The sequence below is a fragment of the Streptosporangium pseudovulgare genome (assembly GCF_014648055.1).
In the GTDB taxonomy this organism is placed as follows: Bacteria; Actinomycetota; Actinomycetes; order Streptosporangiales; family Streptosporangiaceae; genus Streptosporangium; species Streptosporangium pseudovulgare.
Window position 1 is genome coordinate 23854 of the sequence record NZ_BMQJ01000035.1, and the last position, 14842, is coordinate 38695.

A 14842-nucleotide genomic window follows, 5' to 3' on the forward strand; every position below is an offset into this window, starting at 1 on the left:
CCGGTTGAGACCGGAACCGGCGGCGCTTCGAGATGACCGTTTTTCGCATCGGCCGTGCTTCCTCACGGAAACGCGATTTAGGGGAGGTTGTCTAGAAATAGGGGGATACTTCTGGAAGTTTGCCGCCACATTCACACAGGTTGCAGGCGGTCGGACCGCTCCTCCACGACGAGCGCGACCCCCAGGAGCACCGCGACGAGGGCCAGCTGGAGCACCGCGGACACCCCGCCGACCGGGATCGTGACCAGCGCCAGAAGCCCGGTCAGCGCCCGCGCCCGCCCGCCCGGCAGCCCCAGGATCGCCCGGAACGCCGCCGACCCGAGCAGGAAGGCGGCCACCCCGCCGGCCAGGGCGAGCCGCGCGCCGATGGACAGCGGGTCGCCGGGGTGCGCGACCGCCTTCTTCACCCCGGCCGACACCGCGATGATGCCCAGCAGGATCGGCATGTGGGCGTAGAAGAAGCCGAACAGCACCAGGCGGGTGCGCCGTACCTGTTCGGTCACCACGACCAGCGCCTGCTCCGCCCGTTCCAGGTCGGCGTGGAAGTACGCCCACCACAGGCTGGCGCTGAGCGCCAGCCCGATCAGCGCGGTCCCGATCGTCGGCGCGTCCAGCGGGCCGTGCCCGTTGCCGATGCCGACCGCGATGGCGACGACGGACTCGCCCAGCGCGATGATGACCACCAGGCCGTGCCGCTCGGCCACGTGGCCGGGGTGCAGCGGGAACCCCTCCTGGCCGGTCAGGTACGGCGAGATCCACATCACGAGCAGGGCGGCCGTCCACAGGGCGTACTTCAGCCCGCCGTCGGCCTGCGCCGCGAGCAGGATCAGCACGGCGCCGGTCAGGTTCGTGGTGAACATCCGCAGGAAGCGCCAGGTCGACTGCAGGTACATCAGGCCGTGCACGACGACGATCACGAACAGCCCGATCGCGAAGCCGGTGCCCTTCTCGGCGAAGGCCCCGGGCACGGCCAGCGCGATGATCAGCCAGCCGGCCATCGCCAGCAGCATGAAGAACCGGCGGGCCACCCGCAGCGGGGGGACGGCGTTGGTCACCCAGGCGTAGCTGGCGAACATCCACCAGATGACGCCGAACATCAGCAGCACCTGGGGCAGGCTGCCGAAGTCGGCGGCCAGCAGGACCGTGAGCTGGGTGGCCGTGAAGACGAAGACCAGGTCGAAGAAGAGCTCGATCGTGGAAACCCGCAGCTCTTCGTGGTCGGGGACGGGGTCCACCCGCTCGGTGAACCATTGGGGGAGTGGAAACTTCATGGGGACGATTGTCGATCGGCCGTCCCCTCGGGACCACATCTACCCACGCCATTCCCGGCAGTATTTTGCCGAGGTCATGAAGTCCGGCGTTCTAGCTAATCAAGTGCGCCCGCCGCTCCGTCCCGCCATTGCCGCCTTTCGGAACTGCCGCCATCGTGTGCTTGAAATGCCCGGAAAGAGAAGGAGTGACCGAGATGGCCGACGTCCTCATTCTGATGACCAAGGCGAAGACGCTCGGCCTGCTGGACGGCAGGCAGCACGCTTCCGGGTTCTGGGCCGAGGAGTTCGTCGTACCGTACGAGCGCCTCGTCGCCGAGGGCCACAACGTCGACATCGCCACGGTGGGCGGTGAGGCGCCCACCCCGGACGAGGGCAGCCTCACGCCGTACGTGGTGGGCCTCACCAGGCCCCAGGGCTCACCCGACCACGACGAGGAGAACGTCGAGCACTACAAACAGGTGATCGGCTCCCTTCCGGCGCTGAAGGCGCCGGCGGACGTCGCCGGCATCACCCGCGAACGGCTCGCCGGATACGCGGGCGTCTACATCTCCGGCGGGCACGGCGCCATGGAGGACATGCCGCACAGCTCCGACCTGGCCCGCGTGGTCCGCTGGATCCTCGAACTCGGCCTGCCGCTGGCCGTCGTGTGCCACGGCCAGTCGGCGCTGCTGCCGCTGCGCGACTCCAGCGGCCGCTGGCCGCTGGAGGGCTACCGGATGACCGCCTTCTCCCACGACGAGGAGATGGTCACGGACATGGCGGGCCAGCTCCCCTTCGTCCTGCAGATGGAACTGGAACGGCTCGGCGCCCGCTACGAGAAGGCGGAGGCGATCTGGGACTCCCACGTCGTCGAGGACCGCAACCTCATCACGGGGCAGAACCCCTACTCGTCGTCGGCGCTGGCGGACGCCTTCGCCAAGCGCCTGGCCACGGCGCAGTGACGACCATGCGGATCACCCTGACGGTGAACGGAGACCGCGTCGAGCAGGACGTCCCGCCGAACGTCCTCCTCGTGGACCTGCTCCGCGACACCTGCGAACTGACCGGCGCGAAGGTCGGCTGCGACACCGGCCAGTGCGGCACCTGCGTGGTACGGCTCGGCGACCGCTCGGTCAAGAGCTGCCAGATGCTGGCCGTACAGGCCGACGGGGCCGAGGTCACCACGGTCGAGGGCCTCTCCGGTGACGGAGAGCTGACCCCCCTGCAGGAGGCCCTGTGGGAGGAGCACGGAGCGCAGTGCGGCTTCTGCGTCCCCGGGATGGTCATGTCCCTGACCGACCTCCTGGAACGCGACTCCGCACCGGACGAGCAGGCGATCCGCGCCGGGATCGCGGGGAACCTGTGCAGGTGCACCGGGTACGGCGCCGTCGTGCGCGCCGTGCAGAAGGCGGTGAAGGACAAGTCATGACCACCGAGACGTTCGGCGCGGGCCTCAAGGACCGCGACGTCCCCGCGATGCTCCGGGGCGACACGACGTTCACCTCCGACCTCCGCCTCCCCGGCATGCTGCACATGGAGTTCGTGCGCAGCGAGCACGGCCACGCGCGGATCGACGGGATCGACACCGCCGAGGCCCGGGAGATGCCCGGCGTGGTCACCGTCGTGACAGGCGAGGACCTCGCCGGCAAGCTCATGCCGATGCCGTGCATCTGGATCCCCGGCGGGGTGGAGAGCCACTTCCCGCCCCACCCGTACGGCGTGCCCGGCGCCGGCCCCGTCCTCGCCGAGGGCGTGGTGCGGTTCATCGGGGAGCCCGTCGCCGCCGTGGTCGCCGAGACCGCCGAGCAGGCCAGGGCCGCGGCGCGGAAGGTCGCCGTCGCCTACACGCCCCTGGCGGCGGTCACCACGCCGCGGCAGGCGCTCGCCGAGGGCGCCCCGCAGCTCCACGACGCCGTGCCCGGCAACCTCAACGCCCTGTGGACCTGCGGCGACGCCGAGCGCACCGACGCGGCCATCGCCGAGGCCGAGGTCGTCGTCGAGCTCGACCTGTACAACCAGCGGACGATCAACAACCCGATGGAGCCCCGGGCCGCCGTCGGCGACTACGACCCGGTCAAGGACGAGTACACCCTCTACGCCACCACCCAGTCGCCGCACAACCACCGCTTCCTGCTGTCCGCGCTGGTCCTCGGCATCCCGTTCAACAAGCTCCGCGTCATCGCCCCGCCCATCGGCGGCAGCTTCGGCACCAAGGGCTACCTCTACCCCGACATGCCCCTGGTGCTCTTCCTCGCCCGCACGCTGGGCCGGCCGGTGCGGTGGGCCGACACCCGCGAGGGCCTGATGCGCTCCACCGTGCAGGGCCGCGACCACCTCCAGCACGTCACCCTCGCCGGGACCCGCGACGGCCGGATCACGGCGCTGCGCTGCACCAGCTACGCCAACCTCGGGGCCTACCCCTCCACCATCGGCCCCGGCGTCGCCACCGCGCTGATGGGCCGGAGCGTCACCGGCCCCTACGCCATCCCGAACGCCTTCTGCGAGGTCCACGCGGTCTTCACCAACACGGTCCCGCTGGGCGCGCAGCGCGGTTCGGGCCGCGCCGAGGCGACCACGATCACCGAACGGGTCCTCGACCTGTACGCCAAGGAGATCGGCGCCGACCCCGCCGAGGTCCGGCTGCGCAACATGGTCCCGCCGGACCGGTTCCCCTACGAGAACGGCCTGGGCTGGACCTACGACTCCGGCGACTACGCCGCCGCGCTGCGCCGCGCCCTGGAGCTCGCCGACTACTCCAAGCTGGAGGTCCTCCGGCGCGAGGCGCGCGAGCGCGGCAAGCTGCTCGGGGTCGGCATCGGGTCGTTCGTGGCGATCTGCGGGGTGGGCCCCTCCACCCGGATGCAGGCCGAGGGCATGCTCGGTGGCACCTGGGAGAGCGCCAACATCCGCGTCCACCCCAACGGCGAGGTCGCGGCCACCATCGGGTCCACCTCCACCGGGCAGAGCCACACGACGACCTTCGCGCAGATCGTCGCCTCCGAGCTCGGCATCGACCCGTCCGCCGTCACGATCTTCCAGGCCGACACCCAGAAGGCCCCCTACGGCCAGGGCACCTACGGCAGCCGCTCCTACAGCGTCGGCGGACCCGCCCTCGCCCTGGCGGCCCGGCAGGTCATCGCCAAGATGAGGACGGCCGCCGCCCACTTCCTCGGCGTGCCCGAGGACCAGGTCGAGTACGCCGATGGAACGTTCTCCGTGCCGGGGAGGGAAGGGGCGTCGAAGACCTTCCAGGACATGGCCATGGCGCTGTGGTACGGCTGGAGCCTGCCCCCCGGCATGGAGCCCACCCTCGACGTCACGACCTTCTTCGACCCGCCCGACTTCAACTACCCGTACGGCTCGCACCTGGCCGTCGTCGAGATCGACGAGACCACCGGCGAGCTGGAGATCGTCCGCTACGTCGCCGTCCACGACGTCGGCCCCATCGGCAACCCGCTGGTGGTGAACGGCCAGTTCGAGGGCAGCATCGCGCACGGCCTCGGACAGGCCCTGATGGAGCGGGCCCGCTACGACGAGACGGGCGCCCTGCTCACCGCCGACCTGACCACCTACGCCATGCCCCGCGCCCACGACATCCCGCGGTTCGTGATGGACACCACGGAGACGCCGTCGCCGCACAACCCGCTCGGCGTCAAGGGCGCCGGCGAGATCGCGACGGTGCCGGTGACCGCGGCCGTGGCCAACGCCGTGTGCGACGCGCTGCGCGAGGCGGGCGTCCGGCACCTCGACATGCCGTACACCCCCGAGAAGATCTGGCGGGCCATCCGAGAGGCCAAGGGTTGATCATGGAGTTGCTGGACTACACGGCGCCGGCCACCCTCGACGACGCGCTGGAGGCCCTGCGCGCCACCCCCGGCGCCCGCCCCATGGGCGGCGGGCACCGGCTGATCCTCGACATGAAGCGGCGGGCCCGGCGGATCCCGCTGCTGGTCGACCTCGGGCGGCTGGACGAGCTGCGGGGTGTGCGCCGCGGCCCGGACGGCGGGCTGGAGATCGGCTCCACGACCACGATCGCCGACCTGGTCGCCGACCCGCTGGTGCGCGGCTCCCACGCCGGGGGACTGCTCGCGGACGCGGCGGCGGCCATGCCGGACGCCCAGGTCAGGAACCGGGCGACGGTGGGCGGCGCGGTGGTCGCCGGGGCCGACGTGGCCGCGGCGCTCATCGCCCTGGAGGCCGGGCTGCACCTGCGCAGCGGGGGCGCGCGGTCCCGCCGCGTCTCCGTCGAGCGGCTCCTCGCCGGCGAGGGACCCGCGGGCGACGAGGTGATCGTCGCCGTGGAGATCCCCGCGACGACGGCCCAGGGCGCCTACGAGAGGCTGGCCGAACCCGCGGCGCTCTCCTCGCTCTGCGGCGTGGCGGTCGGCGTGACCTTCCGCCCCGGCGGCGCGGTCGGCGCCTGCCGGGTGGCCGTCTGCGGCGGACCCGGCCCGGCCCGCCGGGTCCCCGCGCTGGAGGACGCCGCGGCGGCCGCCCCGGGGAACGGCGCCGAGCCCCGGCTCGACGGCGTCTTCGAGTCCGACGACGTCGCCTCGGGCGAGTACCGGGCCCACCTGGCCCGGGTGCTCACCCGGCGGGCCGTCGCCCGCGCCCGCGACCGGGACCCGGCCTGACCGGCCATCCCGGCGTCTTCCCCCGCGTCCCCGGTACGGCCCGGCCGGGGACGCGGGACGGAACCGGGCCGCGCGGGCCGGTTCCCCGGGCCGTGGGTCGCCCGGTCCGGGACGGTTATCTGAGCCGCGGTGTTCTCCCGGGTCACAGCCGGTTCCCCGGGTGCGGAGACGATCTGTTCGTTAGGGTGACGGGGTCGGTCACGCGCCCGTTGACGACGAGGTGCCGGGCGCGCCGGCCGCTGTGCTCCACGCTCGCGCCCCGCCGGGGCGCCGGGCCGTACGACCCGGACACGCGGATCTCCCGCCGGGTCGCCGAGGCCGCTCCGCATCCCACCGGAGGTTGAACATGATCGTCGAGTACATCCGCTACCGCGTCCCCGACCCCGGGGAGTTCGAGGCGGCCTACCAGCGGGCGGTCGTGCCGCTGGGCAAGTCGCCCTGGTGCCTGGACTACGAGCTGTCGAAGTGCACCGAGGCGGCGGACACCTACATCCTGCGCATCGTCTGGACCTCGGAGGAGGACCACATGCAGGGCTTCCGCCGGAGTGAGTTCTTCGGGGAGTTCTTCACCGAGATCCGGCCCTACGTGTCGGACATCGAGGAGATGCGCCACTACCGGCCGGTGATCACGAAGGCGTGACCCGCGGGACCGCCGGCCACGCCCGCCCGGCTTCCGCGGGCGGGCCGGCGACGTCCCGGCAGCCGTCTTGCCCACCCCACCGCCCTGCTCGCCAGGGATCATCTTGCGTCCTTATGTCATGACATATGTACGTCCTATTGATTTGAAGTAAATCTGTCGTTACGTTCGTGGGCAAGAACATCCCCCCAAATGAGGAGGCGCGATGCGTCCCCTGTCCAGGCTTCTTCTGGCGGCCCTCACCTGTTCGCTGGCGGGAGGGCTGGCGATGCCCGCGTCCGGCCGGGCCGTCCCGTCGGTGGCGGCCAAGGTGGAGACCCCCGCCCTGTACGACGACGAGGCGGGCGGCGAGGCCAACGGCGACGACCCCGCGATCTGGGTCAACCCCTCCGACGACGACGAGAGCGTGGTGATCGCCACCGCCAAGAAGGCCGGACTCTTCGTCTACGACCTCGACGGGCGGCAGGTGCAGCACCTTCCCGCGCCCGCGGCCCCGGGGCCCGACGACGAGGTCGGGCGGTTCAACAACGTCGACGTCGTCTACGACTTCGGCAGGCGGGACCTGGCCGTCGTCTCCGACCGCGGCCAGGACAAGCTTCGGATCTACGCCATCTCGAACGGCCGGCTCACCGACGTGACCGACCCGGCCGCGCCGTTCGTGTTCAACACCACCCAGCAGCAGGTCAACGACGCCGAGACCGCCTACGGCCTGGCCACCTGGAAGGACTCGACCGGCACCTACGCGCTGGTCAGCCGCCGCCACAAGACCTCGGTCGGCCTGGTCAAGCTCCTCTCCAAGCCGGACGGCAAGATCGGATACCAGCTCGTCAGGACGCTGGACCTCCCCACGTCGTTCACCCTGCCGAACGGCCGGACGTGGACGCCCTGCCTGGAGCCCGGCGTGCAGCCGCAGGTCGAGGGCATGGTCGTGGACCAGGAGAAGGACGTCCTCTACGCGGCCCAGGAGGACGTCGGCATCTGGCGGATGCGGGCGGACCTCACCGGAACCCCCACGCTGGTGGACAAGGTCCGGGAGTACGGCGTGCCGGGCACCTACGACCCGGTGACGGATGAGTGCACCCCCGGCGCGGACCCGGGCTACGGCGGCCGGCACCTGACCGCGGACGCCGAGGGCCTCACGATCTACTACCGGAAGGACGGCAAGGGCTACCTGCTGGCCTCCAGCCAGGGCGACAGCACCTTCGCCGCCTACCGCAGGGAGGGGACGAACACCTACCTGGGGCAGTTCCGGGTCGGTGACCACGACGGCATCGACGGCGTCGAGCACAGCGACGGCTCCACCGTGCTGAACGTCCCGCTGGGGGACTTCGACGAGGGGCTGTTCGTCGCGCACGACGGCGAGAACACGCCGGCCGAGCCGGACCGGGAGATCACGAACTTCAAGTTCACCCCCTGGGAGGACATCGCCGAACCGCTCGACCTGGACGTGGACACCGACGGCTGGGACCCGCGTGACTGAGTGACCTGAGTGACCTGAGTGACGACGGCCCCCGGTGCCCCGGCACCGGGGGCCGTCGCGTGCCCGCCCCGGCTCGGGACCGGACGCCGGACGCCGGAAGACCGGAACCGGGCTCCGGGAGGTCGGGGCCGGGCTCCGGAGGTCGGGGCCGGACGCCAGGAGGGGAGCACCCCCACCGGGGTGCTCCCCTTGCGCGTGCGTCGCCCGCCCGCCGCCGGATCAGCCGTGGTTGACCCGCCAGAAGTCGGAGACGGTCTGACGGCCGCGCAGGTCGCCGAGGAGCGATGCGGGATCGGTGTGGAAGAGCTGTCCCTGCCAGTCGGGCAGACCGGGCGGGACGACCAGCGGCTTGACCGTGCTGTTGCCGGAGACGCCGCCCTCGCCGATCTCGTGCTTGACGCCCTCCTCGGTCATGATGAAGTGGACGTACAGCTTGGCCGCGTTGGGGTGCTTGCTCTTGGAGGCGATTCCGACGAACTTGGGGTAGCTGAAGCCCACGAACGGCGCCATGCCCTCGCACGTCTTCTGGGCGTACCCCTTGTCCTCGTTGTTGCGGAACTTGGAGATCGACATGAAGCCGATCTTCTTGTCGGTGGCGTTGGGCGCGCCCACCGCTCCGGAGATGTCCTCGTCGGAGCCGGTCAGCACCGGCCGGTTGCCCGCCACCCGCTTGATCCACTCGTAGGCGGCGCTCTTCTCCTTGATCTCCAGGGGCTTGCCGTACTTCGCCTGGTACGCCTCCTGCAGCGCCTGGTTGCCGTGCGCGTCGAGCTGGGTGAAGAACGACAGGACGGTGGGCTTGCCCAGGGGATCCTGCATCACCAGCTTGCCGGCCCACTCCGGCTCGGTCAGGTCCCACACGTTCTTCACCGGGCACCCGTCGGGCGAGAGCTTGGGGTTGTAGGCGAAGACCGTCGCCTTGGAAAGGGCGAGCAGCGGATTCCGGCTCTCGGCCGGGATCTGTTCCTTCAGGTCGGCGGGCACCCAGGTCTGCGCCACGCCCTGCGGGATCAGCTGGCCCACCAGGACCCCGCCGTCCTCGTACATCGCCGCGTCGATCGTGACGTTGTCCGCGGCGTGCTCCCTGATCATCTTCTCGGCGGTCTGCGGGGTGTCGGACTTGACCCCCTCCATGGCGATGCCGTATTTCGCGGTGAACGCCTTGGCCACCTCCTCGATGTCACCGCTGGAGTCGTAGACCAGCAGGCTGCCTTCCTTCTTGGCGGCGGCGACCAGGGCGTCCAGATCGAGGGTCGCGTCCATCGAGGCCGCGGGGAGCGGCTGGGCGGCCGTCGCCGCCGCCGACGGGGTGTCGGTGGCGGTGGAGGGGGCGCAGGCCGCGACGGCCAGCGCCAGCAGTGCCATGGGCACGATCTTCCGGGTACGCCTCAAGTGGCGTCACTCCTCTTGCCTCTCGGGGTGGTGGGCGCCGCCCAGAGCCCCCGATCCGGCGCCGCGGTTGCTCAACGATGAACGTCATGTGAATAATTTGTCAAGACATACTTACTTACCTGCGGCATCCGGAACACTTCCGTAACCGGGCGAGGTTGGGCGGTTTGACCGTTGGTCAGGACATTCTGATGTCAGTTACCGTTTTCCTGTGACTGTGACGAGATTGGACATCGACCTCGATCGATCGAGCCCCGTTCCGCTCTACTTCCAGCTGGCCGAACGGATCGCGGAGGCCATCCAGAACGGTGAGCTGCCGTCGGGCACCCGGCTCGACAACGAGGTGCAGCTCGCCGACCAGCTGGGACTGTCGCGCCCCACCGTCCGCCAGGCCATCCAGTACCTCGTGGACAAGGGGCTGCTGGTCCGCAAGCGCGGCGTCGGCACCCAGGTCGTGCACGGCCAGGTGAAGCGGGCGGTCGAGCTCACCAGCCTCTACGACGACCTCCGCCGGGCCGGTCAGCAGCCGGAGACCCGGGTGCTGTCGATCGACACGGTCCCGGCGGAGGAGGACGTCGCCGGCGTCCTCGGCGTCGCGCCGGGCACCCCGGTGCTCCGGCTGGAGCGGATCCGGTACGCCTCGGGGGAGCCGCTCGCCCTGCTGCAGAACTGGCTGCCGGCCGGTGTGGCGTCCCTGACCGCCGAGGCGCTCCAGGCGCGGGGGCTCTACGAACTGCTGCGCTCGGCCGGCGTCCGGATGAGGGTCGCCAACCAGCGGATCGGCGCCCGTACCGCCACCCCGGCCGAGGCACGTCTGCTGGAGGAGCGCCGCGGCTGCCCGCTGCTGACGATGGTCCGCACGACCTACGACGACCAGGGCCGGGCCGTGGAGCACGGCTCGCACGTTTACCGGGCCTCCCACTACGCACTGGAGGTCACGCTCGTGGAACGCTGAGGGCGCGGGAGCGCGGGAGTGCGGGGGCACGGAGGCGCGGAGCGCCGGGGGCGGCCGGGCGGGGCGCCGGCCGCACGGCGCCCGGTGGCTTCGCCGGATGTCAGTTCATCCGAATGTCAGGACAAACTATTGACTAGTTCTTGATGGTCGTTTAGAACTGGAGTCCCCTGGACGAGGAGCCATCATGCGTGTGGGTTTGCTGGGCCTTGGTCGGATAGGCCTCTTCCATGCCACCACCCTCTCGACGCTCGCCGACGAACTCGTCGTCTCCGACGTCGACCGGGCCAGAGCCGAGGACGTGGCGGCGCGGCTCGGGGCCCGGGTCGCCGACCCCTTCGACGCGGACGCGGTGGTGATCGCCACCCCGACGTCGACCCACGCGGAGGCGCTGCTCAGGGCGTGCGAGCTGGGAGTGCCGGCGTTCTGTGAGAAACCCGTGGCGCCCGGCGTGGCGGAGACCCTGCGGGTGGCCGAGGCCGTCGAACGCAGCGGCACCCTTGTGCACATCGGATTCCAGCGGCGTTTCGACGCCGGCTACGCCGCCGCGCGCGAGGCGCTGCACGGCGGCGAGCTGGGCGACGCGCACCGCGTGCACCTGGTGACCGCCGACCCCGCGCCGCCGCCCGCCGAATACGTCGCACTCTCCGGCGGCATCTTCCGCGACTGCCACATCCACGACTTCGACATCCTGCGCTGGGTCACCGGGCACGAGGTGGACGTCGTCTACGCGGCGGGCGCCAACCGGGGCGAGGGCTTCTTCGCCGAGGCCGGTGACGTCGACACCAGCTCCGCGCTGATGACCATGGACGACGGCACGCTGGTCACCCTGCAGGGCTCACGCTACAACGGCGCCGGATACGACGTGCGGATGGAGATCGCCGGCACCCGCGCGACCTGGGCGGTCGGGCTCGGCGACCGGGCCCCGCTGCGCTCGGTCGAGGGCCTGACCCCGGGCGGCGAGCCGTGGCCGGACTTCCTCACCAGGTTCGACGCTGCCTACGTCGCGGAGATGGAGGCGTTCCTGGCGGCGGCGCGCGGCGAGCGCGAGAGCCCCTGCACGGTCCAGGACGCCCTGGCCGCCCTCTACATCGCCGAGGCGGCGGATCTGTCCCGCCGTACCGATCGTCCGGTTCGTCTCCTGGAGGTTGCCAAGTGAGGATCGCCGCCGCCCCCATCTCCTGGGGCGTGTGCGAGGTGCCCGGCTGGGGCCTCCAGCTCACCCCGGACCGAGTTCTGGCGGAGATGGCCGAGCTGGGCCTGACCGCCACCGAACTGGGCCCCGACGGGTTCCTGCCCCCGGAACCGGAGGACCGCGCCCGGCTGCTCGACCGGTACGGCCTGCAGGCGATCGGCGGATTCGTCCCCGTCGTCCTGCACGACCCCGACCGGGACCCGCTCGCGGAGCTGCGCGCCGTACTGGCCTCCTTCCCGGCGGACGCGGTGGTCGTCCTGGCCGCCGCCACCGGCGCCGACGGCTACGACGCCCGCCCCGTCCTGGACGCCGAGGGCTGGCGGACGCTCCTGGGCAACCTGGACCGGATCCACCGCGAGACGTCCCGGCCGGTCACCCTGCACCCGCACATCGGGACCATGGTGGAGACCCGCGCGGAGGTGGACCGGGTGCTGGACGGCAGCGAGGTCCCCCTCTGCCTGGACACCGGCCATCTCCTGGCCGGCGGGACCGACCCGCTGGACGTCGTCCGCCGGGCCCCCGGCCGGATCGCCCACGCCCACCTCAAGGACGTCGACGCCGCGCTCGCCGGACGGGTCCGGGCCGGTGAGATCACCTACACCGAGGCGGTCCGGGCGGGGATCTACCGCCCGCTCGGCCAGGGGGACGTCGACATCGCCGGCATCGTCACCGGCCTGACCGCGGCCGGATACGCCGGCTGGTACGTCATGGAGCAGGACGTCGTCCTCGCCTCCGAGGACGCGGACCCGGCCGGCGACGTCCGCGCGAGCCTGGCCTTCCTGCGGGGGATCACCGCATGAGCGCCCCCGCGCACGGGCCCGGGACGCCGCCCCCCGCCTTCGAGGTGCTGACCATGGGACGGGTCGGGGTGGACGTCTACCCGCTGCAGGTGGGCGTGCCGCTGCGGAAGGTCACGTCCTTCGGCAGGTATCTCGGCGGCAGCCCCACCAACGTGGCCGTGGCCGCGGCCCGGCTGGGCCGCTCCAGCGCGGTGATCACCCGCACCGGAGCCGACCCGTTCGGGGAGTTCGTCCACGACGCGCTGGCCGAGTACGGCGTCGACGACCGCTACGTCACGGCGGTGCCGCACCTGCCCACCCCGGTGACGTTCTGCGAGATCCGCCCGCCGGACGACTTCCCGCTCTACTTCTACCGCCACCCCAAGGCCCCCGACCTGGAGATCCTCCCGGAGGAGCTCGACCTGCCCGCGGTCACCGCGTCGGCGCTGTTCTGGACGACCGTGACAGGACTGTCGGCCGAGCCGTCGCTCGGCGCGCACCTGGCCGCCTGGCGGGCGCGAGGCCGGGCCCGGCACACCGTGCTCGACCTCGACTACCGGCCGATGTTCTGGCCGGACGCGGAGACCGCCCGGGAACGGGTGCGCGCGGCACTGGGACAGGTGACCGTCGCGGTCGGCAATCTGGACGAGGCCGAGGTCGCCACCGGCACGCGCGATCCCCACGCGGCCGGACGGGCTCTGCTGGACGCGGGAGTGGAGTTGGCAATCATCAAACAGGGGGCGGCCGGGGTGCTGGGCATGACCGCCGACACGACGGTGCAGATACCGCCCGTCGAGGTCGAGGTGGTCAACGGGCTGGGGGCGGGCGACGCCTTCGGCGGCGCCCTCTGCCACGGTCTGCTGGCGGGCTGGCCGCTCGCGCGGACGCTGCGCTTCGCCAACGTGGCCGGGGCGATCGTGGCCGGACGGCTGGCGTGCGCCCCCGCGATGCCCACGGTGGAGGAGATCGAGGCCGTCCTGGCGGGCGGATCCCCGGATTCGCCGGCCGGCTCCCTGCGAGGAGACGTCGCGAATGCGTGAGGACCACTACCGCCGCCTGCGCGACGATCGGGCCTGGCACCCGGAACGGGTGGCCGAGGCGGCCGCCGCGCGCCGGCGCAGACCGCTGCTGACCGGCCGGGACCGCCTGCTGATCATCGCGGCCGACCACCCGGCCAGGGGGGCCCTCGGCGCGGCCGGCCACCCGATGGCCATGGAGAACCGGACCCTCCTGCTGGACCGGCTCATGACCGCGCTGGAGCGGCCGGGCGTGGACGGACTGCTGGCCACCCCCGACATCGTCGAGGACCTGCTGCTGCTCGGCGCCCTCGACGAGAAGATCGTCATCGGTTCGATGAACCGGGGCGGCGTGCAGGGGGCGGCGTTCGAGTTCGACGACCGCTTCACCGCCTACGACGCCGACTCGCTCGTGGAGATGGGCCTCGACGGCGGCAAGATGCTCTGCCGGATCGGGCTGGAGGACACCTCGACCGTGGCCACGCTGGCGAGCTGCGGGCAGGCCGTCACCCGGCTGGCCCGGCACGGCCTGATGGCGATGGTCGAACCGTTCTGGTCCAAGCGCGTCGAGGGCGTGGTGCGGCACGACCTGTCGCCGGAGGCGATGATCCACGCCATCAGCGTCGGCCAGGGGCTCGGCGCCACCTCCGCCCGCACCTGGCTGAAGATCCCGGTCGTCGAGGACATGGAACGCGTCCTGGCCGCCACGACGCTGCCGGTCATGCTGCTCGGCGGCGACCCCGGGCCCGACCGGATGCTCGACACCTGGGACAAGGCGCTGCGCCTGCCCGGCGTGCGGGGCCTGGTCGTCGGCCGGGCGCTGCTCTATCCGCCCGACGACGACGTGGCGGCGGCCGTGGACGCCGCGGTGAGCCTTCTGGAGGCGGCATGACGTACATCCCGAGCGGCTCCGCCGCCGCGCCCCCGTGGACGGTGGAGATCACTCCCGGGACGGCCGGCTGGACCTACGCGGGACTGCGGGTCGCCGACCTGGCGGACGGTCACGTGGAGTTCGACACCGGCGACGAGGAGATGCTGGTCCTGCCGCTGTCGGGTCCCTGCGAGGTGGTCGCCGCCGGCCGGCGGCTGTCGCTGTCCGGGCGCGCGTCGGTCTTCGACGGGGTGACCGACTTCGCCTACCTGCCGATCGGGACGTCCGTCCGGATCACCGGCTCGGGCCGCGTCGCGCTCCCCTCGGCCCGCGCCACCCGTTCCCTGCCGGTCCGGTACGGCGCGGCCCGCGACGTCCCCGTCGAGATCCGCGGGGCCGGGCAGGCCACCCGGCAGGTCAACAACTTCTGCTCGCCGGACGCCTTCGACTGCGACCGGCTGGTCGCGGTGGAGGTGCTGACCCCGGGCGGCAACTGGTCGTCCTACCCGCCGCACAAGCACGACACCGCCTCGGCGTGCGAGGCGGTGCTGGAGGAGATCTACTACTTCGAGGGCGGGCCCGGCTACCAGCGGGTCTACGGCGGCCACGAGACGCTGACGGAGGTGGCGGGCGGCGACG

14 protein-coding genes are annotated in these 14842 nt (G+C 71.9%); 12 read left to right on the forward strand and 2 right to left on the reverse strand.

Translation table 11 applies throughout. The features are described from left to right. Positions 1-131 precede the first annotated feature (131 nt). Positions 132-1271: a low temperature requirement protein A gene (locus IEZ10_RS37000; protein ID WP_189251159.1), complete on the reverse strand. Its 1140-nt coding sequence runs from the start codon at positions 1269-1271 to the stop codon at positions 132-134. A gap of 194 nt (positions 1272-1465) precedes the next feature. Between IEZ10_RS37000 and IEZ10_RS37005 the strand changes: the two genes are divergently transcribed. The 6 genes from IEZ10_RS37005 to IEZ10_RS37030 all read left to right on the forward strand — a co-directional run bounded on the left by IEZ10_RS37005 (position 1466) and on the right by IEZ10_RS37030 (position 8001). Next, positions 1466-2212: a type 1 glutamine amidotransferase domain-containing protein gene (locus IEZ10_RS37005; protein ID WP_189251160.1), complete on the forward strand. Its 747-nt coding sequence runs from the start codon at positions 1466-1468 to the stop codon at positions 2210-2212. A 5-nt stretch (positions 2213-2217) separates the two neighbouring features. Further along, entirely contained in the window at positions 2218-2679 is a 462-nt protein-coding gene (locus IEZ10_RS37010; protein WP_189251161.1) for a (2Fe-2S)-binding protein, read from the forward strand. After that, positions 2676-5054 carry a xanthine dehydrogenase family protein molybdopterin-binding subunit gene (locus IEZ10_RS37015; protein WP_189251162.1) on the forward strand — a complete coding sequence of 793 codons (2379 nt, stop codon included), beginning with the start codon at positions 2676-2678 and terminating at the stop codon, positions 5052-5054. The genes IEZ10_RS37010 and IEZ10_RS37015 overlap by 4 nt, the downstream gene beginning before the upstream one ends. Before the next feature lie 2 nt (positions 5055-5056). Beyond that, entirely contained in the window at positions 5057-5884 is an 828-nt protein-coding gene (locus tag IEZ10_RS37020; RefSeq protein ID WP_189251163.1) for an FAD binding domain-containing protein, read from the forward strand. A gap of 346 nt (positions 5885-6230) precedes the next feature. Next, positions 6231-6524 (forward strand): antibiotic biosynthesis monooxygenase family protein, encoded by a 294-nt coding sequence (locus IEZ10_RS37025; protein ID WP_189251164.1) that lies wholly within the window; start codon positions 6231-6233, stop codon positions 6522-6524. 202 nt (positions 6525-6726) lie between these two features. Further along, positions 6727-8001 carry a phytase gene (locus IEZ10_RS37030; RefSeq protein ID WP_189251165.1) on the forward strand — a complete coding sequence of 425 codons (1275 nt, stop codon included), beginning with the start codon at positions 6727-6729 and terminating at the stop codon, positions 7999-8001. Between the two features lie 219 nt (positions 8002-8220). Here the strand turns inward: IEZ10_RS37030 and IEZ10_RS37035 are convergent, their stop codons facing one another. After that, on the reverse strand, positions 8221-9393 hold the full coding sequence (locus tag IEZ10_RS37035; protein WP_189251166.1) for an ABC transporter substrate-binding protein: 1173 nt from the start codon (positions 9391-9393) through the stop codon (positions 8221-8223). 208 nt (positions 9394-9601) lie between these two features. Between IEZ10_RS37035 and IEZ10_RS37040 the strand changes: the two genes are divergently transcribed. The 6 genes from IEZ10_RS37040 to iolB form a co-directional block, all read left to right on the forward strand. Further along, the gene (locus IEZ10_RS37040; protein ID WP_229812043.1) at positions 9602-10345 is read left to right on the forward strand and encodes a GntR family transcriptional regulator; all 744 of its coding nucleotides are present in this window, start codon (positions 9602-9604) and stop codon (positions 10343-10345) included. A gap of 184 nt (positions 10346-10529) precedes the next feature. Then, complete coding sequence (locus IEZ10_RS37045) at positions 10530-11501, forward strand: Gfo/Idh/MocA family protein (protein WP_189251168.1); 972 nt, start codon at positions 10530-10532, stop codon at positions 11499-11501. Beyond that, positions 11498-12337, forward strand: coding sequence for a sugar phosphate isomerase/epimerase family protein (locus tag IEZ10_RS37050; RefSeq protein WP_229812044.1), 840 nt, complete (start codon positions 11498-11500; stop codon positions 12335-12337). The genes IEZ10_RS37045 and IEZ10_RS37050 overlap by 4 nt, the downstream gene beginning before the upstream one ends. Beyond that, complete coding sequence (iolC, locus tag IEZ10_RS37055; RefSeq protein WP_189251169.1) at positions 12334-13356, forward strand: 5-dehydro-2-deoxygluconokinase; 1023 nt, start codon at positions 12334-12336, stop codon at positions 13354-13356. Before IEZ10_RS37050 ends, iolC begins: the two co-directional genes overlap by 4 nt. After that, positions 13349-14224 (forward strand): Cgl0159 family (beta/alpha)8-fold protein, encoded by an 876-nt coding sequence (locus IEZ10_RS37060; protein WP_189251170.1) that lies wholly within the window; start codon positions 13349-13351, stop codon positions 14222-14224. Before iolC ends, IEZ10_RS37060 begins: the two co-directional genes overlap by 8 nt. Beyond that, a partial coding sequence (iolB, locus tag IEZ10_RS37065) for a 5-deoxy-glucuronate isomerase (protein WP_189251171.1) occupies positions 14221-14842 on the forward strand: 622 nt, incomplete at its 3' end. The genes IEZ10_RS37060 and iolB, both read left to right, overlap by 4 nt.

Coding starts and splice junctions, on each gene's coding strand:
- IEZ10_RS37000 (WP_189251159.1), bottom strand. CDS start 1,271: ATGAAGTTTCCACTCCCCCAATGGTTCACCGAGCGGGTGGACCCCGTC.
- IEZ10_RS37060 (WP_189251170.1), top strand. CDS start 13,349: ATGCGTGAGGACCACTACCGCCGCCTGCGCGACGATCGGGCCTGGCAC.
- IEZ10_RS37045 (WP_189251168.1), top strand. CDS start 10,530: ATGCGTGTGGGTTTGCTGGGCCTTGGTCGGATAGGCCTCTTCCATGCC.
- IEZ10_RS37030 (WP_189251165.1), top strand. CDS start 6,727: ATGCGTCCCCTGTCCAGGCTTCTTCTGGCGGCCCTCACCTGTTCGCTG.
- IEZ10_RS37025 (WP_189251164.1), top strand. CDS start 6,231: ATGATCGTCGAGTACATCCGCTACCGCGTCCCCGACCCCGGGGAGTTC.
- iolC (WP_189251169.1), top strand. CDS start 12,334: ATGAGCGCCCCCGCGCACGGGCCCGGGACGCCGCCCCCCGCCTTCGAG.
- IEZ10_RS37005 (WP_189251160.1), top strand. CDS start 1,466: ATGGCCGACGTCCTCATTCTGATGACCAAGGCGAAGACGCTCGGCCTG.
- IEZ10_RS37015 (WP_189251162.1), top strand. CDS start 2,676: ATGACCACCGAGACGTTCGGCGCGGGCCTCAAGGACCGCGACGTCCCC.
- IEZ10_RS37020 (WP_189251163.1), top strand. CDS start 5,057: ATGGAGTTGCTGGACTACACGGCGCCGGCCACCCTCGACGACGCGCTG.
- IEZ10_RS37010 (WP_189251161.1), top strand. CDS start 2,218: ATGCGGATCACCCTGACGGTGAACGGAGACCGCGTCGAGCAGGACGTC.